The sequence below is a fragment of the Actinosynnema sp. CA-299493 genome, from assembly GCF_050946825.1.
Lineage (GTDB): Bacteria > Actinomycetota > Actinomycetes > Mycobacteriales > Pseudonocardiaceae > Actinosynnema.
The window spans coordinates 7,749,837-7,776,489 of sequence record NZ_CP191993.1 but is presented as its reverse complement, the minus strand read 5'-3'; the positions used below and the strand labels follow the sequence as shown (position 1 = coordinate 7,776,489).

Genomic DNA, 26,653 nt, shown 5'->3' with positions numbered 1-26,653 from the left:
GATGCTGGACAATGGCCCGGTGAGCACCGATCCCAACACCGAGCCGGACACGCCGGACGAGCCGGACGCACCGCTGCCGAAGCGACGGGTCCTGCTGCTGGCCGTCATCGCGCCGCTGGTGTTGGCGCTCGACCTGGTCAGCAAGATCATCGCGGTGGAGAACCTGGAGGGGCGCGACCCCGTCGAGCTGCTCGGCGGCCTGCTGTACCTGCCGCTGATCCGCAACACCGGCGCCGCGTTCGGCCTGGCCGAGGGCTGGACGGTGATCCTCGCCCTGATCGCGGCCGGTGTGGTCGTGTTCATCCTGTGGATCGCCCGCCGGCTGCGGTCGGTCGGCTGGGCCATCGGCCTCGGCCTCGTCCTCGGCGGCGCGATGGGCAACCTGACCGACCGGATCTTCCGCGCCCCCGGCCCGCTGCGCGGCGGCGTGGTCGACTTCATCTCGGTGCTCGACCCGTGGGGCAACTTCTTCCCCGTGTTCAACCTCGCGGACTCCGCCATCTGCGTGGGCGGTGGCGTGATCGTGCTGATGGCGTTGCTCCAGCGCGACTACGACGGCACCCGCGTGGAGAAGAAGTCCACTGAGAAGAAGGCTGGCGCATGAGCGGCGACTACCGAACCCTTCCCGTGCCCGAGGGCTTGGACGGGATGAGGGTCGACGCAGGTCTGGCCAAGCTCCTCGGCCTGTCTCGCACCGTGGTGGTCGCGTTGACCGAATCGGGTGACGTCGTGCTCGACGGGCAGCCCGCCGGCAAGTCGGACCGCCTGGTCGCGGGCTCCGTGCTGGAGGTCACCCTCCCCGAGCCCGAACGCCCGGTGCAGGTGCAGGCCGTGCCCGTGGAGGGCCTGATCGTCCTGCACGAGGACGACGACGTGATCGTGGTCGACAAGCCGGTCGGCGTGGCCGTGCACCCCAGCCCCGGCTGGACCGGTCCGACCGTCGTCGGCGGCCTGGCCGCGGCGGGCATCCGGATCGCCACGTCGGGCGCGGCCGAGCGGCAGGGCGTCGTGCACCGGCTGGACGTCGGCACGACCGGCGTCATGGTCGTGGCCAAGAGCGAGCACGCCTACTCGGCGTTGAAGCACGCGTTCAAGGAGCGCACGGTCGACAAGCTCTACCACGCGCTCGTGCAGGGCCACCCGGACCCGATCAAGGGCACCATCGACGCGCCGATCGACCGGCACCCCAAGCACGACTACAAGTTCGCCGTGATGGCCAACGGCAAGCCGAGCATCACGCACTACGAGGTGGTGGAGGCGTTCCGCGCCGCGTCGCTGCTCGACGTGCACCTGGAGACCGGCCGCACGCACCAGATCCGGGTGCACTTCTCCGCGTTGCGGCACCCATGCGTCGGTGACATCACCTACGGCGCGGACCCGGTGCTGGCCAAGCGCCTCGGCGTCACGCGGCAGTGGCTGCACGCCCGCACGCTCGGCTTCCACCACCCGGCCGACGGCCAGTGGGTGTCGTTCACCAGCGAGTACCCCGAAGACCTCACGGCCGCGCTGGAACTACTGCGCGCAGAGGGTTACTGAGCCGTCCGGGGCGAAACACTTGCGCCTGGCGCGTGACGTGGGACATATCGCTTTCCTCCGATCGTTCGGCTTGCGAAGCTTTTGCCAGACGAGCCTGTGAGGGGTTGCGATGGACAACAGGTCCCGACTGGTGGCGCTGCTGGGCACCCTGTGCCTGCTCGGACCGCTCTCGATCGACACGTACCTGCCCGCGTTCCCGAGCATCGCCGCGGAGTTCGGCTCGACCGAGTCGCAGATCCAGCTGTCGCTGACCACGTTCATCCTCGGCCTGTCGGTCGGGCAGCTGCTGGTGGGTCCGCTGTCCGACTCGTGGGGCAGGCGGCGTCCGCTGCTGTTCGGGATCGGCAGCTACGTCGTGATCTCGCTGTTCTGCGCGGTGGCGCCCAGCGCGTTCGCGCTCTCCGGCCTGCGGCTGTTGCAGGGGCTCGGCGTGGCGGCCGGGTTCGTGGTGGCGATGGCGGTGGCGCGCGACCGGTTCGAGGGTCTCGCGATGGCGCGGTTCATGTCGCTGATGATGCTGGTCAACAGCCTGGGGCCGGTGGTGGCTCCGGTGCTCGGCGGTCAGCTGCTGCGGTTCACCAGCTGGCGCGGCACGTTCATCGCGCTCGCGTTGATCGGGTTGGCCCTGCTGATCGCCCTGGCCGTCGGGCTGCCGGAGACGTTGCCGCAGAACAAGCGGCGGCCGGCGAACCTGCTGCTCACGATCAAGGTGTTCGGCGGGCTGCTGGCCGACCGCAAGTTCGTCGGCTACGCGCTGGCTTCGGCGCTGGCGCTCGGCTCGCTGTTCGGTTACGTCGCGGGCGCGTCGTTCGTGCTCCAGGGCGTGTACGGGTTGAGCCCGCAGCAGTTCAGCCTGGTGTTCGGCGCGAACTCGGTGGCGATCGTGCTGGCCGGCCTGCTCAACACCAGGTTGACCGGCCGGATCATGCCGCGTCCGCTGCTCAAGATCGGGTTGGCGGGCGCCGCGGTCGGCGGGGTCGGGTTGCTGGTCGGCGGGCTCGTCGGCGGTGGGCTGGCGACGTTCCTGCCGCCGCTGTTCGTGCTGACGATGAGCGTGGGCCTGCTCATGCCGAACGCCGGTTCGCTGGCGATGGCGCGGCACCCGGAGGCGGCGGGCAGCGCGTCGGCCGTGCTGGGCGTGACGACGTTCATGGTCGGTGGCCTGATGGCGCCGCTGGTCGGCGCGGGCGGTTCGGCGAGCGTGCTGCCGATGGTTACCGTGATGGCCGGCGCGACGCTGCTGGCGGTGCTCCTGTTCGCCACCATGACCAGGGGCGACGTCGGCATCACCCGCGACCCCGAACCCTCCACCACCCCCGCCTGACCCGAGAGTCCTACGTTCAGCACGCGAGAGTCCTGCGTTCGTGACACCCGAGTTCAACGCTCACGGCACGACCGCTCGTCGTGAGCGTTGAACTCGGGGTGCGTGGACGTAGGACTCTCGCGCTGTGGACGTAGGACTCTCGGGTTAGTCGTCGATGGTCCAGACGAGGGTGTTCAGGTCCGTCTCGGGGCGCGAGCTCCAGCGCACCGAGAAGATCACGGTGTCCTCGGGCAGCACGTAGACGGTGTGGCCGCCGGCCGTCTCACCCGGCTGCACGCCGATCTTGTGCGGCGGGCGGGACGACAGCGAGACCGGCGCCTTGCCGACCGTCTCACCCTTGTTCGTCATCAGCACGAGGTACATGTCGGGCAGGGCGTTGAACGGCACCTGGCCGATGTTCGCCAGCTCCGTGTGCACGACCACGGCGCGCTCGCCGACGGCCAGCTTGTACCCGGCCGCGGTGAACAGGAAGTCCGCCGGGTCGACCACCTCGACCAGCTGGATGGTGAACCGGGCGCCCTCCAGGCCCTCGGTCTCCAGCGAGCTGCCGATCTTGCCGGTGCGCGAGCGCGGCGCGGGGGCCTGGTCGCCGCGCGCCCAGCCGGACGTGCCGGGCACGCCCCAGGTGCTGACCGGCTCGGGCACGCGCACCGGACCGGACGCCACGGGCTGAGGCCCGGTCTGCGGCTGCGCCGGGAACGGCGCGCTCGGCGGACCCTGCGGGCCGGGGTAGCCGGGGTAGGGGCCGGACGGCGTGCCCTGCACCGTGCCCGGCGCGGGTGGGTACGGCCCACTCGGCGTGCCGCGCGCGGCCTGGCCGCCGGGCCCCGAGTAGTTGCCCCACGCCACGCTGTTGGCCAGTGCCTTGCGGATGCCGTTCGGGTCGCACTCCACGCCGACGAGCAGCGGCAACCCGCTGCCGGACAACGTGATCAACCGGGTGGCGGCCTCCCGCGGGTCCATGCCCAGCCGCGCGGCGACCTCGTGCACGGCGGCACGGCCCATCTCGGCGATCATGGCCAGGAGACGGGCGTCGACGGGGTCCGGCGCTACCACACCTCGAACGCTACCCGTCTGCGGACATCCGCGCGCCATCGACCCGCACGACACGCAGACCCCTTGTCCCGACCACGGAGAGTTTTGGGGATAGGCTCGCCGACGTCTCGCCCGCGCTCCGTCCCGGGCCCGCTGCGATCTTCAGGGGGGTTTGGGTGTCCGACTCGTTTGTGCACCTCCACGTGCACACCGAGTACTCGATGCTCGACGGTGCGGCGAAGCTGAAGGACATGTTCGCCGAGTGCGAGCGGATGGGCATGCCCGCCGCCGCGATCACCGACCACGGCAACATGTACGGCGCGTACGACTTCTACCGGCAGGCGACCGCCGCCGGCGTCAAGCCGGTGATCGGCATCGAGGCGTACCTGGCCCCGGAGTCCCGCTTCAACAAGAAGCGCGTGCTGTGGGGCGACCCCGGCCAGAAGTCCGACGACGTCTCCGCCAGCGGCGCGTACACCCACCAGACGATCTGGGCCCGGAACAACGAGGGCCTGCACAACCTGATGAAGATGTCCAGCCGCGCCTCCACCGAGGGCCAGCTGGGCAAGTGGCCCCGGATGGACGTCGAGCTGATCGCCGAGCACTCGGCGGGCCTGATGGCGACGACCGGCTGCCCCTCCGGCGAGGTGCAGACCAGGCTCCGCCTCGGCCACGAGAAGGAGGCCCTGGAGGCCGCCGCGAAGTGGCGCGACATCTACGGCGCGGACAACTTCTTCGTCGAGCTGATGGACCACGGCATCGAGATCGAGAGCCGGGTCCGGGGCGGGCTGCTGGACATCGCCAAGAAGCTCAGCATCCCGTTCGTGGTGACCAACGACTCGCACTACACCTACTCCGAGGACCGCGACGCGCACGCGGCGCTGCTGTGCGTGCAGACCGGCAAGACGCTCGCGGACCCGAACCGGTTCAAGTTCGACGGCACGGGCTACCACCTGAAGTCGCCGGACGAGATGCGCGCGATCGACTCCTCCGACGCCTGGCAGGAGGGGTGCCGCAACACCCTGCTGGTGGCCGAGAAGGTCGACACCACCGGCATGTTCGCCTTCCAGAACCTGATGCCGCGCTACCCCACCCCCGAGGGCAAGACCGAGGCGGACTACTTCCGCGACGAGGTCTGGGAGGGCATGCGCCGCCGGTTCCCGGAGGGCGTGGACGAGGTCCACCGCAAGCAGGTCGAGTTCGAGATCGACGTGATCCTCCAGATGGGCTTCCCGTCGTACTTCCTGGTGGTCGCCGACTTCATCAACTGGGCCAAGGCCAACGGCATCCGCGTCGGTCCCGGCCGCGGTTCCGCCGCGGGCGCGCTGATCGCGTACGCGATGGGCATCACCGACCTCGACCCGCTGGCGCACGGCCTGATCTTCGAGCGGTTCCTGAACCCCGACCGCGTCAGCCCGCCCGACATCGACATCGACTTCGACGAGCGCCGGCGCGGCGACGTGATCCGGTACGTCACCGAGAAGTGGGGCGTCGACAAGGTCGCCCAGGTGATCACGTTCGGCACGATCAAGGCGAAGGCCGCGATCAAGGACTCGGCCCGCGTGCTGTACGGGCAGCCGGGCTACGCGGTGGCCGACCGCATCTCCAAGGCCATGCCGCCACCGGTGATGGGCAAGGACATCCCGCTGTCCGGCGTCTTCGACCCGGCGCACAAGCGGTACTCCGAGGCCGCCGAGGTGCGCGCGCTGTACGACACGGACCCGCAGGTCAAGGAGATCATCGACACCGGCCGCGGGCTGGAGGGCCTGATCCGCAACGCGGGCGTGCACGCCTGCGCGGTGATCATGTCCGCGGAGCCGCTGACCGACCACATCCCGGTCTGGATGCGCCCGCAGGACGGGTCGATCATCACCCAGTTCGACTACCCGACGTGCGAGACGCTCGGCCTGCTGAAGATGGACTTCCTCGGCCTGAGCAACCTGACCACGATCGACGACGCGCTGAAGAACATCGCGCTCAACGGCAAGGGCGACGTCGACATCACCACGGTCTCCCTCGACGACCGCAAGACCTACGAGCTGCTGGGCCGCGGCGACACCCTGGGCGTGTTCCAGCTCGACGGTGGCGCCCTGCGCGACCTGCTGCGCCTGATGCGCCCCGACAACTTCGAGGACGTCTCGGCCGTCATCGCGCTGTACCGGCCGGGCCCGATGGGCGCGAACTCGCACACGAACTACGCGCTGCGCAAGAACAAGCAGCAGGAGATCGTGCCGATCCACGAGGAGCTGCGCGAGCCGCTGGCCGAGATCCTGGACACGACGTACGGCCTGATCGTGTACCAGGAGCAGGTCATGGCCATCGCGCGGAAGGTGGCGGGCTACTCGCTGGCCCAGGCGGACCTGCTCCGCCGCGCGATGGGCAAGAAGAAGAAGGAGATCCTCGACAAGGAGTACGAGGGCTTCGAGGCGGGCATGGTGGCCAACGGCTACTCGCCCGAGGCGATCAAGACGCTGTGGGACATCCTGGTCCCGTTCGCGGACTACGCGTTCAACAAGGCGCACTCCGCCGCGTACGGCCTGATCGCGTACTGGACGGCCTACCTCAAGGCCAACTACCCCGGCGAGTACATGGCCGCGCTGCTCACCACGAACTCGGACAACAAGGACAAGTCGGCCATCTACCTGGCCGAGTGCCGGCGGATGGGCATCACCGTGCTGCCGCCGGACGTCAACGAGTCCGAGCGCGAGTTCGTCGCGGTCGGCAACGACATCCGGTTCGGCCTCGGCGCGATCCGCAACGTCGGCGCGAACGTGGTCGACGCCATCATCAAGACCCGCAAGGAGAAGGGGAAGTTCGCCGACTTCTCCGACTTCCTGCGCAAGGTCGACGTGCAGGCGTGCAACAAGAAGGTCGTCGAGTCGCTGATCAAGGCGGGCGCGTTCGACTCGCTCGGCCACCCGCGCAAGGGCCTGCACATGGTGCACGTCGAGGCGGTCGACGCGATCATGCTGACGAAGAAGGAAGAGGCGCGCGGCCAGTTCGACCTGTTCGGCGACGGCGGCGGTGACGACGGCACGAGCGTGTTCGACGTCAAGATCCCCGACGAGCACTGGGAGTCCAAGCACCAGCTCACGCTGGAGCGGGAGATGCTGGGCCTGTACGTGTCCGGCCACCCGCTCAACGGCGTGGAGCAGGTGCTGAGCTCCTACTCGGACACCACGATCCCGCGCATCCTGGAAGGCGACGTGCCGGACGGCACGCAGGTCACGCTGGGCGGCATCCTCGCGACGGTCACCCGCCGGGTGAACAAGAACGGCGAGCCGTGGGCGTCGGCGATGCTGGAGGACCTCGCCGGCGGCATCGAGGTGCTGTTCTTCCCCAAGAGCTACACGGTGCACGGCATGTCGGTGGCCGAGGACGCGATCGTGCTGGTCAAGGCGCGGGTGGCCAAGAGGGAGGACCGGATCTCGCTGATCGCCAACGACCTGGTCGTGCCGGACCTGTCGGAGCTGGGCGCGCAGGCGTTGAGGCTGAAGGTGGCGGCGTCGCGCTGCGACCCGAAGCTGGTGACGTCGCTCAAGGAGGTCCTCTCCGCGCACCCCGGCACCACCGAGGTGCACCTGAACCTGGTCATCAACAGCAGCCGCAACACGTTGCTCAAGCTGGACGACGCCCTTCGGGTTACTCCCACCCCATCCCTCATGGGTGATTTGAAGGCTCTACTCGGACCGGGGTGCTTGGGCTGATCGGGTGACAAGGTCCGCAATCGGGGACAAGAGGGAATCTCGGATCGTTGAGTGAACAGGGTTTACTCAAACGAGGAGGGGATCCCTTTGGGGGAGAAGATCGCCGGTCTCGACGTGCTCGGCGAGGACTACTTCGCCGATCCGCACAGCTTCCACGCGCGGTTGCGCGAGCAAGCCGCGGCGAGCGAGATCGTGCTTCCGCGCGGCACGAAGGCGTGGCTGGTCACCCGGTACGAGGAGGCGCGGTCGGCACTGGCCGACCCGCGCTTCAGCAAGCACTGGGAGCGGTTCCCGGAGGTGATGGAGCTCAACCGGGTCGACGGGGGCGACGCGCCCAAGTTCGACGAGTCCCTGGTGCAGCACATGCTGAACATGGACCCGCCGCACCACACCCGGCTGCGCAAGCTCGTCACCAAGGCGTTCACCGCCCGGCGGGTGGAGCAGCTGCGACCGCGCATCCAGGAGATCACCGACCGGCTGCTGGACGAGGCGGGGGAGAAGGGCGACGTCGACCTGGTGGACGCGCTGGCGTTCCCGCTGCCCATCACGGTGATCTGCGAGATGCTCGACGTGCCGATGGACGAGCGCGACGAGTTCCGCGTGTGGTCCAACGTGCTGGTGGCCGGCAACGGCGAGCCGGAGCAGCTCCAGCAGGCCGGCGCCCAGATGGCGGGCTACCTGGCGAAGCTGGTCGAGCACAAGCGGACGAACCCCGGCGACGACTTCTTCTCGGCCCTCGTGCAGGCCGACGACGAGGGCGACCGGCTCGACCCGATGGAACTGATCGCCATGGCGTTCCTGCTGCTGGTGGCGGGCCACGAGACGACGGTCAACCTGATCGCCAACGGCGTGTACCACCTGCTGCGCGACCCGGAGCAGCTGGCGAAGCTGCGGGCCGACCGCTCGCTGCTGCCCGGCGCGGTGGAGGAGGTGCTGCGCTTCGAGAGCCCGGTCAACCAGGCCACGTTCCGCTACACCAACGACGACGTGGAACTGGGCGACGTGGTCATCCCGAAGGACAACCTCGTGGTGGTGTCGCTGTCGGGCGGCAACCGGGACGCCTCCAGGTTCCCGGACCCGGACCGGCTCGACATCACCCGGCAGGCCGCCGGGCACCTCGCGTTCGGCCACGGCATCCACTACTGCCTGGGCGCGCCGCTGGCCCGGATGGAGGGCGAGATCGCGATCGGGGCGCTGCTGGACCGGTTCGACGTGGCGCTGACCGCCGAGCCGGAGGAGCTGCGCTGGCGGGAGGGCACGCTCATCCGCGGCCTCCGGTCGCTGCCGGTTAGCCTGACCCCTCGTGGAGCGCGATGAGCTGCTGAAGCTGGACCAAGCGCACGTCTGGCACCCGTACGGCCCGATGCCGGGCACCCGCGAGCCGCTGGTCGTCTCCTCGGCGGAGGGTGTCCGGCTCCGGCTGGACGACGGGCGCGAGCTGGTCGACGGCATGTCGTCGTGGTGGGCCGCGATCCACGGCTACCGGCACCCCGTGCTCGACGCGGCGGTGCGCGACCAGCTCGGCCGGATGAGCCACGTCATGTTCGGCGGCCTGACCCACGAGCCCGCGGTGGCGCTGTCCGCGCGGTTGGTGGAGATCACGCCCGAGCCGTTGCGGCACGTGTTCCTGTGCGACTCGGGGTCGGTGTCGGTCGAGGTCGCGATCAAGATGGCGGTGCAGCACTGGCGCTCCCGGGGCCGGCCCGAGAAGCGGCGGCTGCTGACGTGGCGCGGCGGGTACCACGGCGACACGTTCCAGCCGATGTCGGTGTGCGACCCGGAGGGCGGGATGCACTCGCTGTGGCGGGGCGTGCTGCCGGAGCAGGTGTTCGCGTCCGCGCCGCCGCGCGACCTGGAGACCGCGTACGTCCAGGAGCTGGCGGACCTCGTCGAGGCGCACGCCGGTGAGCTGGCCGCGGTGATCGTGGAGCCGGTGGTGCAGGGCGCGGGCGGGATGCGCTTCCACGACCCGCGCTACCTGCACGTGCTGCGCGAGCTGACGCTGGCCCACGACGTGCTGCTGATCTTCGACGAGATCGCCACCGGCTTCGGCCGCACCGGCGAGCTGTTCGCCGCCGACCACGCGGGGATCAGCCCGGACATCATGTGCCTGGGCAAGGCGCTGACCGGCGGCTACCTGTCGATGGCCGCGACCCTGTGCACGTCACGGGTCGCGGACGGCATCTCGCGCGGCGACGTGCCGGTGCTGGCCCACGGACCGACGTTCATGGGCAACCCGCTGGCCTCGGCGGTGGCGCTGGCGTCGACCGACCTGCTGCTGGCGCAGGACTGGCGGTCGTCGGTGGGGCGGATCGAGGCCGGGCTGCGGGCGGGCCTCGCGGACGCGCCCGGTGACGTGCGGGTGCTCGGCGCGATCGGCGTCGTGCAGCTGGACCACCAGGTGGACATGGCCGCCGCCACCGCCGCGGCGGTCGACCACGGAGTGTGGTTGCGGCCGTTCCGGGACCTGATCTACACCATGCCGCCGTTCATCAGCACGGACGACGACGTGGCGACGATCGCCGCGGCCGTCGTCGCCGCGGCCGGGGCGTCACTGGCGCAGCAGGGTTGAGCCCCAGACCAGCAGCAGCACGCCGTAGCCGATGAACGCCCACCCGACGGACTGGGCCGGCTTGTCGCGCAACGGCTTCACCACCAGCGACAGCAGCCACCAGAGCAGCACCATCACCGGGAACGCCACCAGCGAGACCAACAGGCCGTAGGCGCCCGCGAACACGCCCGCCCAGTAGTCCGTCGGCAGGTAGACGTCTTCCGCCCAGCCGATGGGCAGGCAGAGGACCGCGATCCCGCCCCACGCGTACGCGGTCATCCGGAGTCGTCGGCGCGTGGTGTCGCGCGCGGTCTTGTCGTTCACCACGGCCACCCCGGTCGCGACGAAAGCGCCACCGGCGAACAACCAGCCCACCACGGTCGACACCACCGGGACCCGGCCGACCACGTCCCCGACCCGCGGGATCACCCAGACCCACAGCAGGTAGTGCCCGAGGACCACGCCGACGAGACCACCCACGCAGATCCCGACCCACCCCCACGGGGGCACCCGGTCGACCCAGGTGGGTGGCTTCCGGGTGGCGGTCCGCCGCGCCTGGCGGCGGGCCACCTCCTGCTGGGCCCAGACCTCGCCCCGCTTGGACTGGGCCTCCCGCTGGCGCCGCTTGCGCCTGTTGGCCTTGCCCACCTCAGTGGTTCACCGCGGCGGCGAGTTCGGTGTCGGTCGGCTCGACCAGGACCCGGCCGTCCGGCAGCGCGATGACCGGGATGTTCTTGCGCCCGCCGGCCAGCTCGATCGCGCGGTCACGGGCCGCGTCGTCCTGCTCGACGTCGACGTCCGTGAACGGCACTTCGTGCTCCCGCAGCCATGCCTTGGCCCGCCGGCAGTCGCCGCACCAGTTCGCCCCGTAGAGAACGATCTCACTCATAGCGGTGACTGTAGAACGCGGAGGACCGCAACGCTCCGTATAGGCCTAAGGTGAGTCGCCGTGAGCGTCCTCGTGATCACCGGCACGGGCACCGAGGTCGGCAAGACCGTGGTCGTCGCCGCTCTGGCGGCCCTGGCCGCGGCCGAAGGTCGGCGGGTCGCCGTGCTCAAGCCCGCGCAGACCGGTGTCGCCGACGGCGAGCCGGGGGACCTGGCCGAGGTGACCCGCCTCGCCGGCTCCGTCACCACCCGTGAGCTGCGCCGATATCCGGAACCGCTGGCGCCCGCCACGGCCGCGCGCCGGTCGGGGCAGCCGACGCTGCACCCCAGCGAGGTCGCCTCGGCGGCCGTGGCCCTGGACGAGACGCACGACCTGGTGCTGGTGGAGGGCGCGGGCGGGCTGCTGGTCCGGTTCGACGACGCGGGCTCGACGATCGCCGACGCGGCGTGGGCGCTCAACGCGCCGGTGCTCATCGTCGCGCACCCGGGCCTGGGCACGTTGAACATGACCGCGCTGACCGCCGAGGCCCTCCTGCGCCGCGGCTTGGAGTCCGTCGGCGTGGTGGTGGGCCGCTGGCCCGCCGCGCCCGACCTGGCCACCCGCACCAACCTGGTCGACCTGCCCGAGGCCGCGGGCGCGCCGCTGCTCGGCGTGCTGCCCGACGGCATGGCGGCGCTGGGGCGGTCGGAGTTCCTGGAGCGGGCCGGGGAAGGCCTGTCGCCGTGGTTCGGCGGTACGTTCGACCCGGAGAAGTTCGCCGCGCCGCACACCTGCTGACCTCCGCCCGTGGTTGACCGAACCAGTGACGCACGTCGCTGGGGCGGGTCGGGTCCCGTGCGGCAGACTGCACGGCGGACCACCGCCGGAGTTGACGAGGAGAAGTCGTGACCGCAGCCCCTGAACAGGTCGATGTCCTCGGCGTTGCCCGCGAGCAGGTGCTGGAGCAGGGCGTCGGGCTCACCGAGGAACAGGTGCTCGACGTCCTCCGACTGCCCGACGAGCGCATCCCGGAGCTGCTGGAGCTGGCGCACGCGGTGCGGATGCGCTGGTGCGGCCCGGAGGTCGAGGTCGAGGGGATCGTGTCGCTCAAGACCGGCGGCTGCCCCGAGGACTGCCACTTCTGCTCGCAGTCCGGCCAGTTCCCCTCGCCGGTGCGCTCGGCCTGGCTGGACGTCCCCGGCCTGGTGCGGGCCGCCCGGCAGACCGCCGAGACCGGCGCGTCCGAGTTCTGCATCGTCGCCGCCGTGCGCGGTCCGGACAAGCGGCTGCTGTCGCAGGTGCGCGACGGCATCAAGGCCATCCGCGAGGACGGCAACGACATCCAGATCGCGTGCTCGCTCGGCATGCTCACCCAGGAGCAGGTGGACGAGCTGGTGGACATGGGCGTCCACCGCTACAACCACAACCTGGAGACGGCCCGCTCGCACTTCCCGAACGTGGTCACCACGCACTCGTGGGAGGAGCGCTGGGACACGCTGAAGATGATCCGCACGGCGGGCATGGAGGTCTGCTGCGGCGGCATCATCGGCATGGGCGAGACGCTGGAGCAGCGCGCGGAGTTCGCCGTGCAGCTGGCGGAGCTGGAGCCCGACGAGGTGCCGCTGAACTTCCTGATCCCCAACCCCGGCACCCCGTACGAGAACTACCCGGTGGTCGAGGGCCCCGAGGCGCTGCGGACCGTCGGCGCGTTCCGGCTCGCCCTGCCGCGCACGATCCTGCGCTTCGCCGGCGGCCGTGAGCTGACCTTCGGCGACCTCGGCGCCAAGCAGGGGATGCTCGGCGGCGTCAACGCGATCATCGTCGGCAACTACCTGACCAACCTCGGCCGGCCGGCCCAGCAGGACCTCGACATGCTGACCGAGCTGTCCATGCCGATCAAGGAACTGAGCAAGACCCTGTGACGAGTGGACCGGGTGTGGTGGCGTACTGCGGATTTTGCGGCAAGGCGAGCGCGGAGGCGGACCACTCCGCGTGCGCGTCGCGGCTGGGCGTGATCGATCCGCCGCGGTTCTGCGCGGAGTGCGCGCGGCGGATGGTCGTGCAGGTGACGCCCGCCGGGTGGACGGCCGCGTGCAGCCGTCACGGCGAGATCACCTCCGCGCGGTAACCTGCCCTGCATCTGGTCACGGGTGCAGGGAGGTCGTCGGGTGGCGGAGCAACCGGTGGACGAGCGGGCGACGCCCGTTCGGGTGCCACCCGCGCCGGCGTTCGAGTACTACTACGTGGTGCAGCGGCCGCGGGTCGTGGTGAAGCGCGACCTGCTGCCCGCGTTCTCCGTGCTGTCCGTGATCTCGCTGTTCGGGCTGCCCGCCGGGTGGTTGTGGGCGAGGCTCGCGCCGCCGCAGAACGTGGTGGCGCAGCAGGACGGGTCGCTGATCCCGGTGACCGGCGAGAGCTACCACCGGCTCGACGGGCTGATGCTGTTCGTGCTGATCGGGTTGGGCGCCGGGCTGATCACGGGCATCGCGGTGTGGCTGCTGCGGGAGCGCCGCGGCCCGGTGGTGATGCTCGCGGCCACGCTCGGCGCGGTCGTGGCGGCCTACCTGGCGCAGCTGACCGGGATCGGCTCGGCGGGCAGCCGGTACGCCGTCGACGCCGCGCCCTCGGTGGGTGACGTGATCGCCCTGGCCCCGGTGCTGGAGACGTGGTGGGGCTTGCTGGCGTGGCCCTTGGGCACGGCGCTGGCGTACGGCTGCCTGGCCGCGTGGAACGGTCTGGACGACCTCGGCCGTCGACTCGGCTAGCACCCGGCTGGAACCGGCTGGGGCCGCGACGGCCCGGTCAGAGCTGGTAGGCCAGGTCGGGCACGTCGGTGACGAACATGTGCCCCGGCGCGTGGGTGATCGCGAACGGCGGTTTCGACGCCATCACCGCCGCCTGCGGCGTCACGCCGCACGCCCAGAACACCGGCACGTCGCCCTCGTGCGGCTCGGTGCGGTCGCCGAAGTCCGGCTGGTCGAGGTCGGCGATGCCGAGCGCGCCCGGGTCGCCCACGTGCACCGGCGCGCCGTGGACGGCGGGCATCCGGGCGGTGACCCGCTTCGCGGTGTCGACCAGGTCGGCGGGCACGTAGCGCATCGACACGACCACCGGCCCGTGCAGGCGGCCCGCCGGGCGGCACTCGCGGTCGGTCACGTACATCGGCACGTTGCGCCCCTGCTCGACGTGCCGCAGCGGGACGTCGGCCTGCTTGAGCGCCGACTCGAACGTGAAGCTGCACCCGATGAGGAACGCGACCAGGTCGTCGCGCCAGTGGCCGGAGGCGTCGGTCGGCTCGTCGACCAGCTCGCCGTGCTCCCAGATCCGGTAGCGGGGCACGTCGCGCATCAGGTCGGCGTTGCCCGCGAGGAACGTCGTGGTGCCGCCCTTGTCGGTGACGTCGAGGACCGGGCACGGCCTGGGGTTGCGCTGGGTGAACAGCAGCACGTCGTAGGCCCAGTCCTCGGGGACCGCGATGAGGTTGGCCTGCGCGTAGCCGTCGGCGAGCCCGGCCGTCGGACCCCGGTGGAGCCGGCGCACCTGCTCCGGTGTCATCGTCGTCATCGCAGTTCGACTCCGTTCGTCTCGGGGAGGCCGAGCAGGGCGAGCACGGCGATGCCGTAGGCGACCGCGCCGAAGATCATCGCGCCGCCGACGCCCATGCCGCCGGCCAGGAAACCCACCAGGGCGGGGAAGAACGCGCCCACCCCGCGGCCGAAGTTGTAGGTGAAGCCCTGCCCGGTGCCGCGCAGCTCGGTCGGGTACAGCTCGGCCAGGTAGGAGCCGAAGCCGCTGAAGATCGCCGAGGTGGTGAACCCGAGCGGGAACGTGAGCAGCAGGATCACGCCGTTCGCGCCGGCCGGGATGTTGGTGAACAGCACGATGAGGAGCGCGCTGAGCACGGCGAACAGGGTGAACGTCCGCTTGCGGCCGAGCCGGTCGGTCAGGTAGCCGCCGGTGACGTAGCCCGCGAACGCGCCGCTGATGAGCAGGGCCAGGTAGCCGCCGGTGCCGACGACGCCGAGGCCGCGTTCGGTCCTGAGGAACGTCGGCACCCAGCCGGCCAGGGTGTAGTAGCCGCCCTGGACGCCGGTGGCGAGCAGCGAGGCGAACAGCGTGGTGCGGCCGAGCCCGCCCCGGAAGACGGCCTTGACGCTGCCCTTGACCGAGCTGGTCTGCAACGTCCGCTCGACCCGGGGCGCGTCCTTGACGTTGCGGCGCACGTAGAAGATCAGGACGGCCGGGAGCGCACCGGTCCAGAACAGCACGCGCCAGGCGATGTCCTGCGGCAGGAAGCTGAACACCGTGGTGCAGACGAGGACGCTCAAGCCCCAGCCGACGGCCCACGAGCTCTGGATGAACGCGACGGTGCGGCCCCGGTACCGCGGCTTGCAGTACTCGGCGACGAGGATCGCGCCCGCCGCCCACTCGCCGCCGAAGCCCAGGCCTTGCAGGGCGCGGAAGACGAGCAGCATCTCGTAGCTGGTCGCGAAGCCGCACAGGACCGTGAAGACGGCGTAGGTGACGACCGTGATCATCAGGGTGCGGACGCGGCCGATGCGGTCCGCGAGGATGCCCGCGACCGCGCCGCCGACGGCGGAGACGACCAGGGTGACGGTGGTGAGCAGGCCCGCTTCGCCCGTGGTGAGGCCGAAGTAGGCGGTGATGGCGAACAGGCTCAGGGGCAGCACCTGGAAGTCGTAGGCGTCCAGTCCGTAGCCGCCGAACGCGCCGACGAAGGCGCGCTTGCCGTTGCGGCCCAGGGTGTGGAACCAGGCGAACGGACCTCGGGCGTCCTTGGTGGTGTCCAGGTCGGGGGTGCTCATGAGGGTCACCTCGCAGCCGTGAGGGTGTGTCGTGGCCCACACGGTAGAGGATTGTTGAACAATCCCACTAGGGGGCAATAGGACGAATCAACACGTCACCCTTCCGGGGGTGGGAGTGGTGCCGCACCCCGTGCACGACGACGGGGGCCCGCCGCGATGGCGAGCCCCCGTCGTGGTGGTGTGGTTCAGCCGGGCTGCGACGAGGCCGCGTACAGCTTCTCCCGCTCGCGCTCGTCGTCGGTGGTCTCGATCCGCTTCACGGCGTAGCGCAGCATCGGCGGGGCCATCAACGAGGTCACGACCGCGACGAGCACGATGATCGTGTAGCCGGCGGTGGTGAGCACGCCCAGGCGCAGGCCCACCATCGCCACGATCACCTCGATCACGCCGCGCGCGTTCAGCCCCGCGCCCAGGGCCAGGCCCTCCCAGTGGTTGAGCTTGCCCAGTCGCGCGCCCAGGTACGCGCCGACGAACTTGCCCACGATCGCGATGACCAGCACCACCGCCGCCGACAGCAGCACCTCGGGTTCGGCGAGCAGCGTCAGGTCCATCCGCAGGCCGGCCGTGGCGAAGAAGATCGGCGCGAGGACGCCCATCACGAACGTCCGCAGCGGCGCGATCTTCGTCCGGTCGAGGATGCCCGACGTGCTGATCAGGATGCCGCACAGGAACGTGCCGAAGATCGGCTCCAAGCCCAGGGCGTGGGTGCCCGCGGCGCACGCCAGCAGCATCACGACCACGATCGCGATCGTCACCGCCGGGTCGGAGGACTTGTTCGCCAGCGTCAGGCCCGCCCGCACGACCGGGCGGCCGACCAGGTAGGTCAGCGCCAGCACGGCGACCAGGCTGCCGATGGTCAGGGCGATGTTCCCGGCGCGCAGGCCGGTGGTGGCCATCGCGGACACCACGGACAGCAGCGACCAGCCCACGATGTCGTCCACGGCCGCCGCGCCGATGGTCAGCTGGCCGATGTTGCGGTGCAGGATCTTGAGCTCGACCAGGGTCTTGGCGATCACCGGGATGGCGCTCACGCACATCGCCACGCCGAGGAACAGCGCGAACACCAGGTCGCCCTTGCCCCCGGACAGCAGTGCCGAGGGCAGCACCATGCCGACGCCGACACCCAGGGCGAGGGGGATGAGCAGACCGCCGAGGCTGACGTAGATCGCGGTCCTGCCCTTGCTGCGCACCAGCTTCATGTCGATGTGCATGCCGGTGAAGCCGACCAGCAGCAGCACGCCGAGTTGGCCGACCGCGTCGAGCAGGTGGATCTGCTCGGCGTCGGCCGGGAACAGCCAGGCCGACAGGGGCGGCACGACGTGCGCGAGCAGCGAGGGGCCGAGGATCACGCCCGCGGCCAGCTCGCCGACCACGGCCGGCATCGTGAACCGGGTCGCCACCTTGCCCAGCGCGAACGCCACGCCGAGCAGGACGGTGAGCTGGAGCAGGAACACCAGCATCGGGTGGGCGCCGATGGGGCTCGGTGGTGCGGCGGCCAGGAACATGAGCACTCCTCCAGGCAGTGGCTGTCCTGGAAGAGGTAATCGGCCGACCTCGGCGAGGGGAAGAGCGCGCACGTTCGGAACGCCGTATCGCTCAGCGGAGCGTCAACCGCGGGTCAGCGCGCTGTAGTGGGCTTTCAGGCGGTCACGGCGCCCTTGTGCCGGCCGTACCCCGGGTAGAACCGCCGGATGAGCCGGGACGTTTCGGCGTAGTCCAGTTGGCCCGACGTGGGCTGGTGGCCGAGGAACGTGTAGGTCACCCGCGAACCGAGCGCGGGGAAGAAGACGCGGGACGCGGTGCCGATCTCGCCCATGGCGATCACGATCATTTCCGAGTCGTCCCCGGAATTCACCAACAACGACGCCAACGTCTTCACGTCGGCACCGCTGTTCGCCATCGTGGAAATCTTCACGATATCCGCGCCGGCTTCTTTCGCGGCACGTGCGATCGCGTCGAGCTCGCGGATATCGGGGGTGCGGTCGAAATTGTGGTACGACACGATCGCCAACGCGTCGTGCGCGTGCGCGGCGGCGATCACGTCCGCCACGACCCCTTCCGACGACAGCTCCACGTCCACGGCGTCCACCAGCGGCGCGACCTCGCGGAACAGTGCGAGCCGGGCCTCCTCGCCGCCGCTCCACCCGCCGCCCTCGGCCGCCGAGCGCACGGTCGCCAGCACGGGCAGCCCCTCGAACGCGCGCACTTGTCCGAGCACGTGCGCCACCTCGGTCCGGGCGAACCGGTCGATGCGCAATTCGGCCACGTCGACCCCGAGGGAACGCGCTTCCGCCGCCGCCCGCGCACTGTCGTCGTCGGCGAAGCTGACCGCGATCAACGGGAGGTCGAGGCCGAGCAGCGCACGCATCCGGTTCACTCGCGGCATGGTACACCGCCGGCTTGACCGGTCAGTTGCGATGAGGTAGTTGGCCCAATTCCGACAACGGCGCGGGCACCGCGCCCAACGCGTCCAGAATGCCCGCCTCGCGGTGCAGCACTTTCCGCACCAGTCGCAGCCGCCGGGCGGGCGAGGTCTCCTCCAGCAGCCGCTGCCGGTCTTCGAACGTCAGCAGGCAGTCGCCGGCCAACGCGTACGCCAGGTCGGCCGGCGCCGTGTCCGGACCGGGCGGCCGACGTCCCACGCTCTGGTACGCCGCCTGCCGGTACCGGCCGTGCGCCGCCCGCGCGCTCTCCGCCAGCAGCGGCAGCACGGCCTCGACCTCCGGCGGCGCGGCGGTGTCCGGCAGCCACTGCACCGACGCGACCAGGTACGGCGCGCTGTCCTCGTCCACTTCGATCAGCCGGAACCGCCGGCCGCCCGTCGTGGTCAGGTCGAACCGCCCGTCCGGCAGCCGCCGCGCCTCCTGCAGCACCGCCGTGCACCCGATGTCGGACAGCGCCTCGACGTTCTCCGCGCCGACCTCCCACCCCTGCTTGATCGACACCACGCCGAACGTCCGCTCCGGCACCGCGCCCGTCACCAGGTCCACGGTCAACTGCCGGTACCGCGGCTCGAACACGTGCAGCGGCAGCGACGCCCCGGGCAGCAGCACGGTGCCCAGCGGGAACAGCGGGAGGGTCGTCGTCACGAGCCCAAGCTACGGGTGGACGGTGGCCGCAGCACGGCGAACGGGTCCGTGATCCGCATTTCCCCCGACACGAACCGGAACAGCGCCGCCGGCCTGCCACCGGCCGGACCGGGCTGCACGGTGCCGCCGGTCGGCTCCAGCAGCCCCCGCCGCGACAGCACGCGTTGCAGGTTGGTCGCCGACACCTTGTACCCCAGGGCCGCCGAGTACAGCGAGCGCAGCGCGGAGATGGTGAACTCCGGCGGCGCCAGCGCGAAACCCAGGTTCGTGTACGACAGCTTCGACGCGAGCCGGTTGCGGGCGCGGCGGCAGATCGCCTCGTGGTCGAACGCGGTCGCGGGCAGCGCGTCCACCGGGTGCCACGTCGTGTCCGCCGGCACCACGGGGTCGATGTGCGACGGCACCAGGCCGAGGAACGCGGTCGCCACCACCCGCGGTCCGGGCACCCGCGCGGGGTTGCTGAACACGGCCAGCTGCTCCACGTGTGACAACTGTCGCACGTCGACTTTCTCGGCCAGCTGACGGCGGATCGAGCCCTCGACGTCCTCGTCGTCGCCGAGCCCGCCACCAGGCAGTGACCAGCGGTGCGCGTGGGGTTCGCGGGCGCGTTCCCACAGCATGACCTGGAGTGATCCGGCTCTCACCTGGAGCACCGCGGCCAGCACTTCATGTTCCGCCAGTCCCACTCGGCTGATACTATCGGCCACGTTTTCGCCCCTTAGGCGAAAACCTGGATCTAGGGAGGAACCGATGGTCGCCACCGCCTACGTGGAGCGAACCTCCGACGGCGCCTACGACGGGATCGCCCCGGACGGCGCGTGGCGCGACGAGGTCCTGGAGCTGGCGCGCCGGCGGGACGCGGTCATCCTCGCGCACAACTACCAGCTGCCCGAGATCCAGGACATCGCCCACCACACGGGCGACTCGCTGGCGCTCAGCCGCATCGCGGCCGCGAGCGACGCGTCCACCATCGTGTTCTGCGGCGTGCACTTCATGGCCGAGACCGCCAAGATCCTCGCGCCGCACAAGACCGTGCTGATCCCGGACGAGCGGGCGGGCTGCTCGCTGGCCGACTCGATCACCGGCGAGCAGCTGCGCGAGTGGAAGGCCGAGCACCCCGGCGCGGTCGTCGTCTCCTACGTCAACACCACGGCCGAGGTGAAGGCGGAGACCGACATCTGCTGCACCTCGTCGAACGCGGTGGACGTGGTGAGGTCGATCCCGGCCGACCGCGAGGTGCTGTTCCTGCCGGACCAGTTCCTCGGCGCGCACGTCAAGCGCGAGACCGGCCGGGAGAACCTGCACATCTGGGCCGGCGAGTGCCACGTCCACGCGGGCATCAACGGCCCCGAGCTGGCCGAGCGCGCGGCGGCGAACCCGGACGCCGACCTGTTCATCCACCCCGAGTGCGGGTGCGCCACGTCGGCGCTCTACCTCGCGGGCGAGGGCACCGTCCCGGCGGAGAAGGTGAAGATCCTCTCGACCGGCGACATGATCACCGCCGCCCGGCGGACCAGCGCGAAGACGGTGCTGGTGGCCACCGAGATCGGGATGCTGCACCAGCTGCGCCGGGCCGCGCCGGAGATCGACTTCCGCGCCGTGAACGACCGGGCGTCGTGCCGGTACATGAAGATGATCACCCCGGCCGCCCTGCTGCGCGGGCTGCGCGAGGGCAAGGACGAGGTGCACGTGGACCTGGAGACGGCCCGCCGCGCCAAGGGCGCGGTGCAGCGCATGATCGAGATCGGGCAGCCCGGCGGCGGGGAATGAACACACCGCTGTGGGAGGCCCGCGCCGACCTCTTGGTCGTCGGCACGGGAGTGGCCGGTCTGACGGCGGCGCTGCGCGCGCGTGAGCTGGGGCTCCGGGTCCTGGTGGTGACGAAGGCCGCCGGCGAGGACGGCAACACCCGGTGGGCGCAGGGCGGCGTGGCCGTCGTGCTGCCCGGCGAGCACGACGAGGGCGACACGGTCGAGGCGCACGTGCGCGACACGCTGGTCGCCGGCGCCGGGCTGTGCGACGAGGCCGCGGTCGAGGCGATCATCGCCGGCGGGCCGGCCGCGGTGGCGCGGTTGCGCGAGCGGGGCGCGGTGTTCGACGCCGCGCCGACCGGTGGGCTGGCCCGCACGCGGGAGGGCGGGCACAGCGCGTTCCGGGTGGTGCACGCGGGCGGTGACGCGACCGGCGCGGAGGTCGAGCGCGCGTTGTTGGCGGCGGCGTCCGACGGTCGGGTGCCGGTGCTGGAGAACCACGTCGCGGTGGACGCGGTGCGCACACCGCTCGGCCAGGTGAGCGGCCTGCTGGTGCTGGACGGCAACGGCGTGCCGGGCGTGCTCGGCGCGCCCGCCGTGCTGCTGGCCAGCGGCGGCCTCGGCCAGCTCTACCAGGCCACGTCCAACCCGGAGGTGGCCACCGGTGACGGCCTCGCGCTGGCGCTGCGGGCCGGCGCGGTGGCGGCGGACGTCGAGTTCGTCCAGTTCCACCCCACCGTGCTCTACACCGGGCGTGGCGCGCGTGGCCGCTGCCCGCTGGTCACGGAGGCGGTGCGCGGCGAGGGCGCGGTGCTGGTCGACGCGACCGGCGCGCGGGTCATGCGCGGCGTGCACCCGCTGGAGGACCTGGCGCCGCGCGACGTGGTGGCCGCGGCGATCACGCGGCACATGGCGGGCAGCCCGGGCGGCGTGGACGACCACGTGTTCCTCGACGCCACGGGCATCTCCGACTTCGCGCGCCGGTTCCCGACCGTGCACGCGGCCTGCCTCACGGCGGGGATCGACCCGTCGGGCCAACCGATCCCGGTCGCTCCGGCGGCGCACTTCGCGTGCGGCGGCGTGGTGTCCGATGTGGACGGAAGAACCGGCGTGACCGGCCTGTACGCGGCGGGCGAGGTGGCCCGCACCGGGCTGCACGGCGCGAACCGGTTGGCGTCCAACAGCCTGCTCGAAGGTCTGGTCGTCGGCACGCGCGCGGCCGAGGCGGTCGCGGCGGACCTGGCGCTCGGCGTGCTGGCCCGCCCGTCGGCGTCGGTCGTGGCGCGGCTGCCGACGGCGCCGGTCGCCGACCGGGACTCGTTGCAGCGGGTGATGTCCCGGTACGCGGCGATCGGCCGTGACGCCGAGGGCCTGGCCGTGGTCGGGTCGGTGCTCGACCTGTCCACCGCGGATCGCGAGCTGACCAGCCGGCAGCTCGTGGAGGACGCCGCGCTCACGGTGGCCGCACGGGCGTTGATCGCGGCGGCGGCGGAGCGCGAGGAGTCGCGCGGCTGCCACGTGCGCACCGATCACACCGAGCGGGACGACGCGCGCTGGCAGCGCGGCCAAGTGGTCCGGCTCAACCCGTCCGGCCAGCCGGTGCTGGCCGATCCCGCAGTGGCGAGGGGAGTGGCATGAACCTGGACCTGGACGACGCGCGCCGCGTGATCGCGACGGCGTTGGCGGAGGACCTGCGGTACGGGGCGGACGCGACGACCGAGGCGACCGTGCCCGCGGACGCGGTGGCCGTGGCGGAGCTGACGCCGCGCGCGGCCGGTGTGCTCGCGGGCATCCCGGTGGCGCTGGAGGTGTTCCGGCAGGTCACGGACGTCGAGGTGCTGGAGGAGCGGCGGGACGGCGACAAGGCCGTGCCCGGCGAGCCCGCGCTGGTGCTGCGCGGGCCGGTGCGCGGCCTGCTCACCGCCGAGCGCACCGCGTTGAACCTGCTGTGCCACCTGTCCGGCGTGGCCACGCTCACCGCCGCGTGGGTGGACGAGGTCGCGGACACGAAGGCGCGCGTGCGCGACTCCCGCAAGACCCTGCCGGGCCTGCGGTTGCTGGAGAAGTACGCGGTGCGGTGCGGCGGCGGCGTCAACCACCGCCTCGGCCTCGGCGACGCGGTGCTGATCAAGGACAACCACGTGCGGGCCGCGGGCTCGGTGCGGGCGGCGCTGGCCGCCGTGCGCGCACACGCGCCGCACCTGGCGTGCGAGGTCGAGGTCGACTCGCTCGACCAGCTGGACGAGGCCGTCGCCGAGGGCGCGGAACTCGTGCTGCTGGACAACTTCACCGCCGCCGAGTGCGCGGAGGCGGTGCGCCGGGCGGGCGGTGTCGCGCTGGAGGCGTCCGGCGGGCTCACGCTCGACGTGGCCAGGGCCTACGCCGAGACCGGCGTGGACTACCTGGCCGTCGGCGGCCTCACGCACTCCGCGCCGGCCCTCGACCTGGGGCTGGACCTGCGCTAGCCGGCGGGACCCGCAGGTCGGCGGAACCGACGGATCGGCGGAGCGGACAGGTCGGCGGACCGACAGGTCGGCGGAGCGGACAGGGAACGTGCCCGCGCCCGGGGCACAGGCGCGGGCACGCCCCGATCAGGAGTCGCGCCGCTTGGTCTCGTCGTCGCGCTCCACGTCCACCCGTTCCTTGCGGACGTCGCCGCGGACGTGCTCCTGCTCGGTCACGGCCTGCTTCTCCAACCGGACCTTCTCCACCGCCCTGGCCTTCTTCTCCACCACCGGCTCCTGCCGGCGGAGGGTGACCTCGGCCTCCTCGTCCACGAACGCGCGGTCGGTCGGCGCGCCGTCGGCGGGCTCCCGCACCACGCGGACCTCTTCGTGCGTGACCGGCACCGTCACGTCCTTCTGCTCGGTCACGGTGTGCTTGACCAGGCGCACGCGGCCGGCCTCGACGTCGCGGGTGCCGACGTCGATGTCCTCCTCGTAGCGGGTGACCGACTCGCCCGCGCGGGTCTCGTGTCGGGCCCGCTTGCCGGCTGCCGCCTCGCCCGCCGCCGTCTCGCCGCGCACGGTGCCGCGTCCCTCGGGGCGGGTCTCACCGGGCATCCCGCCGCCGCGCATCTCGCCGCGGCTCAGGCCGGACGTGTGGCCGGCGGCCGGCATGGGCTTGGTCTCGGCGCGCCCGCGGTTCGGCAGCCGGTCGTGGTCGCCGGAGCGGTGCGACGGGATCAGGCCGTAGTACTCGTACAGCTCGTCCTGCTGCCGGTCGGACATGTGCTGGTCGGACACGTCGATCCTGGGCGCGTCCTTGACCTGCTGCTTGTCCACGGGCACGGTGACGACGCCGTTGCCCATGGTCGCGTCCTGGATCGGCACGAACGACTCCTTGAGGCCGAACAGGCCGGTGTGCACCGAGGCCCACATCGGCCGCCCGTCCCGGTCGTCCAGCCACACCTGCTTGACCGAGCCGATGCGCTCACCGTGCTCGTCGATCACTTCGCAGTCGTACAAGCGGTCCACTTCGGCCTGGTTGATCATGGCCGGGTCCCCTTCGCGTGTCGGATAGTCCCGAAAGGGGATTCCCGGCGCCAAGGGCCACCTAGTCGGCTGCCACCCGTTCGTGTGAGGCAACACCCTCCGAAAGAAATTCAGAGTCGACGGTTCGCGAGGACCGGCAAGGCAGCCCTCGCCCGCGTGACGCTCTCCGCGTCCACTTCGGTCAGGATCAGCCCCGGCTCGCCGGCCAGCTGCTCGACCACCTCGCCCAACGGCGAGGCGACCGTGCTGCGGCCGACCCCGGTGGGCGCGCCGCCGTGGTCGACCCCCGGGTCGGCCTGGCCGCAGGCCAGCACCCACGAGGTGCAGTCCAGCGCACGCGCGCGCACCAGCAGCTCCCACTGGTCGCGCTTGCCCGGCCCCGAGCCCCACGACGCGCACACGAGCACGGCCGTCGCGCCCCGGTCCGCCAACGCCCGGAACAGCTCGGGGAACCGCACGTCGTAGCAGGTCGCCAGCCCGAACGTGACCCCGTCGATCTCGACGGTCACCGGCGCGGAGCCGGGGGCGACCGTGCGCGACTCGGTGAACCCGAACGCGTCGAACAAGTGGATCTTGTCGTAGCCGAGGTGGTGCCCACCGCCGGTGACCAGCAGGGTGTTCGCCACCCGGCCGTCCGGCGCCGGTGTGAACATGCCCGCCACGACGACCACGCCGTGCTCGTCGGCGACGTCGCGCACGGCGCTCGCCCACGGGCCGTCCAGCGGCTCGGCCACCGGGCCGAGGGGCACGCCGAACCGGCACATCGCGGCTTCCGGGAACACCACCACGCGGGCGCCGGCCGCCGCCGCGCGCGCGGTCTCCGAGCGCACCAGGTCGAGGTTGGCCGACGGGTCGCTGGACGAGGTGATCTGGCAGAGGGCGACACGCATGCGGCCCACTCTAGGTAGTGTCGGGTCTCGTGCGCTCCCTCCTTCCCCCGCTGGTCGTCGTCGCCCTGCTCGCCGCTGCGGGGTGCACGGGAGCGACGACACCGAGCGCCGAGGGCACGTCGGACAACAGCGCGCTCGTGCTGGCGGACCCGCTGGAGCCGACCACGCTGAACCCGCTGCTCGGTTACGGCCGCGAGGGCGTGTCCAAGCTGTACGACGGGCTGGTGGAGCACCGCGCGGACGGCACGGTGCGGCCGCAACTGGCGGCGGACGCGCCCACTCCCGCCGCCGACGGCCTGAGCTGGACCGTGACGCTGCGCGAGGGCGTGGAGTTCACCGACGGCACGTCGTTCGGGCCCGAGGACGTGGTGGCGACCTACCGGGCGCTGCTCGACCCGGCGTCCGGCTCGACCGAGCGGACCGCGTTCGCCGAGCTGTCCGGCGTGGCGCAGCTGGACCCGCGCACGGTCCGGTTCACGCTGGCCAGGCCGTGGGCGGCGTTCCCGCACACGCTGGTGCTCGGCATCCTGCCCAGCGAGGCGCTCGGCGGGCCGTTGCGCGACGTGCGACCGGTCGGCACGGGCCCCTACAAGCTGGTGGAGTGGCGCAAGGGCGACCGGATGGTGCTGGAGGCCAACGCGTCCTACTTCGGCGGCGAGCCCGAGATCCGCAAGCTGACCGTGGTGTTCGTGCCGGACGACAACACGCGGGCGCAGCGGATGCAGGCGGGCGAGTTCGACGGCACGGAGCTGCCGCCCCGGCTGGCCACGTCGTTCAGCGCGGCCAACGGCATGAGGCTGATCACGCACCGCAGCGCCGACCTGCGTGCCGTCACGCTGCCGGGTGGCCCCGTGACGGGTGACAGCGCGATCCGGATGGCGTTGAACCACGCGGTCAACCGCAAGGGCATGGTGGACAACCTGCTCGGCGGCCAGGGCGCGGTGGTGAGCACGCCGGTGCCGGACACGCTGCCGGAGTTCGTGGAGACCGGCGCCCGGTTCGCCTACGACAAGGCGCTGGCCGAGCTGCTGCTGGACCAGGCGGGCTGGGTGCGCGGCGCGGACGGCGTGCGCGTGCGCGAGGGCGTGGCCGCCCGGTTCACGCTGATGTACCCGATCGGCGACGTGGTGCGCGCTGACCTGGCCACCGCGTTCGCCGCGGACGCCAAGGCGGTCGGCGTCGACGTGCAGCTGGCCGGGCTGAGCTGGGAGGCCCTCGCGCCGAGGCTGGGCGTGGACGCGCTGCTGCACGGCGGCGGCACGCCGTTCGACCCGGACCTGATGACCTACCTGCCGCTGCGCGCCCCGAACCCGTGGGGCTACTCGAACCCGCAGGTGGACGCCGCCCTGGACGCCGGGCGGACGTTGCTGGACCCGGCGCAGCGCGCGGCGGCGTACAAGCAGTTCCAGCGTGCCTACGTGGCCGCGCCGGGCATGGTGGTGCTGGCGTCCGTGCGGCACACGTACGTGGTGCGGGAGAACTGGAACGGCTACCAGGAGGTCGTGGACCCGCACGCGCACGGCGCCTTGTCGTGGGGCCCGTGGTGGAACCTGGAGAAGTGGACGCCCCGCTAGCCCTCGTC

Annotated in this window: 25 protein-coding genes; 14 read left to right on the top strand and 11 right to left on the bottom strand. The window is 71.6% G+C overall.

Annotated elements, in window-relative coordinates; all coding sequences use genetic code 11:
• Nucleotides 1-19 precede the first annotated feature (19 nt).
• The 3 genes from lspA (at nucleotide 20) to ACQPYE_RS32885 (ending at nucleotide 2,860) form a co-directional block, all read left to right on the top strand.
• Nucleotides 20-604: a signal peptidase II gene (gene lspA, locus ACQPYE_RS32895; protein ID WP_498716987.1), complete on the top strand. Its 585-nt coding sequence runs from the start codon at nucleotides 20-22 to the stop codon at nucleotides 602-604.
• Nucleotides 601-1,536 (top strand): RluA family pseudouridine synthase, encoded by a 936-nt coding sequence (locus ACQPYE_RS32890; protein WP_498716986.1) that lies wholly within the window; start codon nucleotides 601-603, stop codon nucleotides 1,534-1,536. Before lspA ends, ACQPYE_RS32890 begins: the two co-directional genes overlap by 4 nt.
• Before the next feature lie 109 nt (nucleotides 1,537-1,645).
• Nucleotides 1,646-2,860 carry a multidrug effflux MFS transporter gene (locus ACQPYE_RS32885; protein WP_498716985.1) on the top strand — a complete coding sequence of 405 codons (1,215 nt, stop codon included), beginning with the start codon at nucleotides 1,646-1,648 and terminating at the stop codon, nucleotides 2,858-2,860.
• Nucleotides 2,861-3,004: 144 nt separating this feature from the next.
• On the opposite strand, the gene ACQPYE_RS32880 is transcribed toward ACQPYE_RS32885, so the two are convergent.
• Nucleotides 3,005-3,916, bottom strand: coding sequence for an AsnC family protein (locus tag ACQPYE_RS32880; protein ID WP_498716984.1), 912 nt, complete (start codon nucleotides 3,914-3,916; stop codon nucleotides 3,005-3,007).
• A 155-nt stretch (nucleotides 3,917-4,071) separates the two neighbouring features.
• Between ACQPYE_RS32880 and dnaE the strand changes: the two genes are divergently transcribed.
• The 3 genes from dnaE to ACQPYE_RS32865 all read left to right on the top strand — a co-directional run bounded on the left by dnaE (nucleotide 4,072) and on the right by ACQPYE_RS32865 (nucleotide 10,174).
• Entirely contained in the window at nucleotides 4,072-7,602 is a 3,531-nt protein-coding gene (gene dnaE, locus ACQPYE_RS32875) for a DNA polymerase III subunit alpha (RefSeq protein ID WP_498716983.1), read from the top strand.
• A gap of 87 nt (nucleotides 7,603-7,689) precedes the next feature.
• Nucleotides 7,690-8,919, top strand: coding sequence for a cytochrome P450 family protein (locus tag ACQPYE_RS32870; protein ID WP_498716982.1), 1,230 nt, complete (start codon nucleotides 7,690-7,692; stop codon nucleotides 8,917-8,919).
• The gene (locus tag ACQPYE_RS32865) at nucleotides 8,906-10,174 is read left to right on the top strand and encodes an adenosylmethionine--8-amino-7-oxononanoate transaminase (protein ID WP_498716981.1); all 1,269 of its coding nucleotides are present in this window, start codon (nucleotides 8,906-8,908) and stop codon (nucleotides 10,172-10,174) included. The genes ACQPYE_RS32870 and ACQPYE_RS32865 overlap by 14 nt, the downstream gene beginning before the upstream one ends.
• Here ACQPYE_RS32865 and ACQPYE_RS32860 read toward each other — a convergent pair.
• Together ACQPYE_RS32860 and ACQPYE_RS32855 are read right to left on the bottom strand one after the other, a co-directional pair.
• Nucleotides 10,154-10,801: a hypothetical protein gene (locus ACQPYE_RS32860; protein ID WP_498716980.1), complete on the bottom strand. Its 648-nt coding sequence runs from the start codon at nucleotides 10,799-10,801 to the stop codon at nucleotides 10,154-10,156. The two genes, ACQPYE_RS32865 and ACQPYE_RS32860, sit on opposite strands and share 21 nt — an antisense overlap.
• Before the next feature lies 1 nt (nucleotide 10,802).
• Nucleotides 10,803-11,042 carry a glutaredoxin family protein gene (locus tag ACQPYE_RS32855; RefSeq protein ID WP_498716979.1) on the bottom strand — a complete coding sequence of 80 codons (240 nt, stop codon included), beginning with the start codon at nucleotides 11,040-11,042 and terminating at the stop codon, nucleotides 10,803-10,805.
• Nucleotides 11,043-11,102: 60 nt separating this feature from the next.
• Between ACQPYE_RS32855 and bioD the strand changes: the two genes are divergently transcribed.
• The 4 genes from bioD (at nucleotide 11,103) to ACQPYE_RS32835 (ending at nucleotide 13,786) form a co-directional block, all read left to right on the top strand.
• Complete coding sequence (bioD, locus tag ACQPYE_RS32850) at nucleotides 11,103-11,819, top strand: dethiobiotin synthase (RefSeq protein WP_498716978.1); 717 nt, start codon at nucleotides 11,103-11,105, stop codon at nucleotides 11,817-11,819.
• Nucleotides 11,820-11,926: 107 nt separating this feature from the next.
• Nucleotides 11,927-12,943 (top strand): biotin synthase BioB, encoded by a 1,017-nt coding sequence (bioB, locus tag ACQPYE_RS32845; protein ID WP_498716977.1) that lies wholly within the window; start codon nucleotides 11,927-11,929, stop codon nucleotides 12,941-12,943.
• Nucleotides 12,940-13,149, top strand: a complete 210-nt coding sequence (gene bsaP, locus ACQPYE_RS32840; protein WP_498716976.1) for a biotin synthase auxiliary protein BsaP — start codon at nucleotides 12,940-12,942, stop codon at nucleotides 13,147-13,149. The genes bioB and bsaP overlap by 4 nt, the downstream gene beginning before the upstream one ends.
• Before the next feature lie 40 nt (nucleotides 13,150-13,189).
• The gene (locus tag ACQPYE_RS32835; protein WP_498716975.1) at nucleotides 13,190-13,786 is read left to right on the top strand and encodes a DUF2567 domain-containing protein; all 597 of its coding nucleotides are present in this window, start codon (nucleotides 13,190-13,192) and stop codon (nucleotides 13,784-13,786) included.
• 37 nt (nucleotides 13,787-13,823) lie between these two features.
• Here ACQPYE_RS32835 and ACQPYE_RS32830 read toward each other — a convergent pair whose 3' ends face one another.
• The 6 genes from ACQPYE_RS32830 to ACQPYE_RS32805 all read right to left on the bottom strand — a co-directional run bounded on the left by ACQPYE_RS32830 (nucleotide 13,824) and on the right by ACQPYE_RS32805 (nucleotide 19,622).
• Nucleotides 13,824-14,585: a putative hydro-lyase gene (locus tag ACQPYE_RS32830; RefSeq protein WP_498716974.1), complete on the bottom strand. Its 762-nt coding sequence runs from the start codon at nucleotides 14,583-14,585 to the stop codon at nucleotides 13,824-13,826.
• A complete protein-coding gene (locus tag ACQPYE_RS32825; RefSeq protein ID WP_498716973.1) occupies nucleotides 14,582-15,847 on the bottom strand; it encodes an MFS transporter in 1,266 nt (421 codons plus the stop codon). Before ACQPYE_RS32825 ends, ACQPYE_RS32830 begins: the two co-directional genes overlap by 4 nt.
• Nucleotides 15,848-16,032: 185 nt before the next feature.
• Complete coding sequence (locus tag ACQPYE_RS32820) at nucleotides 16,033-17,352, bottom strand: cation:proton antiporter (protein ID WP_498716972.1); 1,320 nt, start codon at nucleotides 17,350-17,352, stop codon at nucleotides 16,033-16,035.
• Between the two features lie 134 nt (nucleotides 17,353-17,486).
• Complete coding sequence (gene aroD, locus ACQPYE_RS32815; protein WP_498723034.1) at nucleotides 17,487-18,215, bottom strand: type I 3-dehydroquinate dehydratase; 729 nt, start codon at nucleotides 18,213-18,215, stop codon at nucleotides 17,487-17,489.
• A 40-nt stretch (nucleotides 18,216-18,255) separates the two neighbouring features.
• On the bottom strand, nucleotides 18,256-18,936 hold the full coding sequence (locus ACQPYE_RS32810; protein WP_498716971.1) for an LON peptidase substrate-binding domain-containing protein: 681 nt from the start codon (nucleotides 18,934-18,936) through the stop codon (nucleotides 18,256-18,258).
• Nucleotides 18,933-19,622, bottom strand: coding sequence for an NUDIX hydrolase (locus ACQPYE_RS32805; RefSeq protein WP_498716970.1), 690 nt, complete (start codon nucleotides 19,620-19,622; stop codon nucleotides 18,933-18,935). Before ACQPYE_RS32805 ends, ACQPYE_RS32810 begins: the two co-directional genes overlap by 4 nt.
• 64 nt (nucleotides 19,623-19,686) lie before the next feature.
• On the opposite strand from ACQPYE_RS32805, the gene nadA reads away from it, so the two are divergent.
• The 3 genes from nadA to nadC are packed head-to-tail and all read left to right on the top strand — an operon-like array spanning nucleotide 19,687 to nucleotide 23,152.
• On the top strand, nucleotides 19,687-20,706 hold the full coding sequence (gene nadA, locus ACQPYE_RS32800; protein WP_498716969.1) for a quinolinate synthase NadA: 1,020 nt from the start codon (nucleotides 19,687-19,689) through the stop codon (nucleotides 20,704-20,706).
• Nucleotides 20,703-22,325 (top strand): L-aspartate oxidase, encoded by a 1,623-nt coding sequence (locus tag ACQPYE_RS32795; protein WP_498716968.1) that lies wholly within the window; start codon nucleotides 20,703-20,705, stop codon nucleotides 22,323-22,325. Before nadA ends, ACQPYE_RS32795 begins: the two co-directional genes overlap by 4 nt.
• The gene (gene nadC / locus ACQPYE_RS32790; RefSeq protein WP_498716967.1) at nucleotides 22,322-23,152 is read left to right on the top strand and encodes a carboxylating nicotinate-nucleotide diphosphorylase; all 831 of its coding nucleotides are present in this window, start codon (nucleotides 22,322-22,324) and stop codon (nucleotides 23,150-23,152) included. The genes ACQPYE_RS32795 and nadC overlap by 4 nt, the downstream gene beginning before the upstream one ends.
• Before the next feature lie 126 nt (nucleotides 23,153-23,278).
• Here nadC and ACQPYE_RS32785 read toward each other — a convergent pair whose 3' ends face one another.
• Entirely contained in the window at nucleotides 23,279-24,181 is a 903-nt protein-coding gene (locus ACQPYE_RS32785) for a DUF2382 domain-containing protein (RefSeq protein ID WP_498716966.1), read from the bottom strand.
• Nucleotides 24,182-24,291: 110 nt separating this feature from the next.
• Nucleotides 24,292-25,071, bottom strand: a complete 780-nt coding sequence (locus ACQPYE_RS32780; RefSeq protein WP_498716965.1) for a carbon-nitrogen hydrolase family protein — start codon at nucleotides 25,069-25,071, stop codon at nucleotides 24,292-24,294.
• A 29-nt stretch (nucleotides 25,072-25,100) separates the two neighbouring features.
• Between ACQPYE_RS32780 and ACQPYE_RS32775 the strand changes: the two genes are divergently transcribed.
• Nucleotides 25,101-26,645, top strand: a complete 1,545-nt coding sequence (locus tag ACQPYE_RS32775) for an ABC transporter substrate-binding protein (protein ID WP_498716964.1) — start codon at nucleotides 25,101-25,103, stop codon at nucleotides 26,643-26,645.
• The last annotated feature ends 8 nt before the right edge of the window (nucleotides 26,646-26,653 follow it).

Coding starts and splice junctions, on each gene's coding strand:
- ACQPYE_RS32890 (WP_498716986.1), top strand. CDS start 601: ATGAGCGGCGACTACCGAACCCTTCCCGTGCCCGAGGGCTTGGACGGG.
- ACQPYE_RS32885 (WP_498716985.1), top strand. CDS start 1,646: ATGGACAACAGGTCCCGACTGGTGGCGCTGCTGGGCACCCTGTGCCTG.
- ACQPYE_RS32855 (WP_498716979.1), bottom strand. CDS start 11,042: ATGAGTGAGATCGTTCTCTACGGGGCGAACTGGTGCGGCGACTGCCGG.
- ACQPYE_RS32830 (WP_498716974.1), bottom strand. CDS start 14,585: ATGACGACGATGACACCGGAGCAGGTGCGCCGGCTCCACCGGGGTCCG.
- ACQPYE_RS32825 (WP_498716973.1), bottom strand. CDS start 15,847: ATGAGCACCCCCGACCTGGACACCACCAAGGACGCCCGAGGTCCGTTC.
- ACQPYE_RS32820 (WP_498716972.1), bottom strand. CDS start 17,352: ATGTTCCTGGCCGCCGCACCACCGAGCCCCATCGGCGCCCACCCGATG.
- aroD (WP_498723034.1), bottom strand. CDS start 18,215: ATGCGTGCGCTGCTCGGCCTCGACCTCCCGTTGATCGCGGTCAGCTTC.
- nadA (WP_498716969.1), top strand. CDS start 19,687: ATGGTCGCCACCGCCTACGTGGAGCGAACCTCCGACGGCGCCTACGAC.
- ACQPYE_RS32795 (WP_498716968.1), top strand. CDS start 20,703: ATGAACACACCGCTGTGGGAGGCCCGCGCCGACCTCTTGGTCGTCGGC.
- nadC (WP_498716967.1), top strand. CDS start 22,322: ATGAACCTGGACCTGGACGACGCGCGCCGCGTGATCGCGACGGCGTTG.
- ACQPYE_RS32785 (WP_498716966.1), bottom strand. CDS start 24,181: ATGATCAACCAGGCCGAAGTGGACCGCTTGTACGACTGCGAAGTGATC.
- ACQPYE_RS32780 (WP_498716965.1), bottom strand. CDS start 25,071: ATGCGTGTCGCCCTCTGCCAGATCACCTCGTCCAGCGACCCGTCGGCC.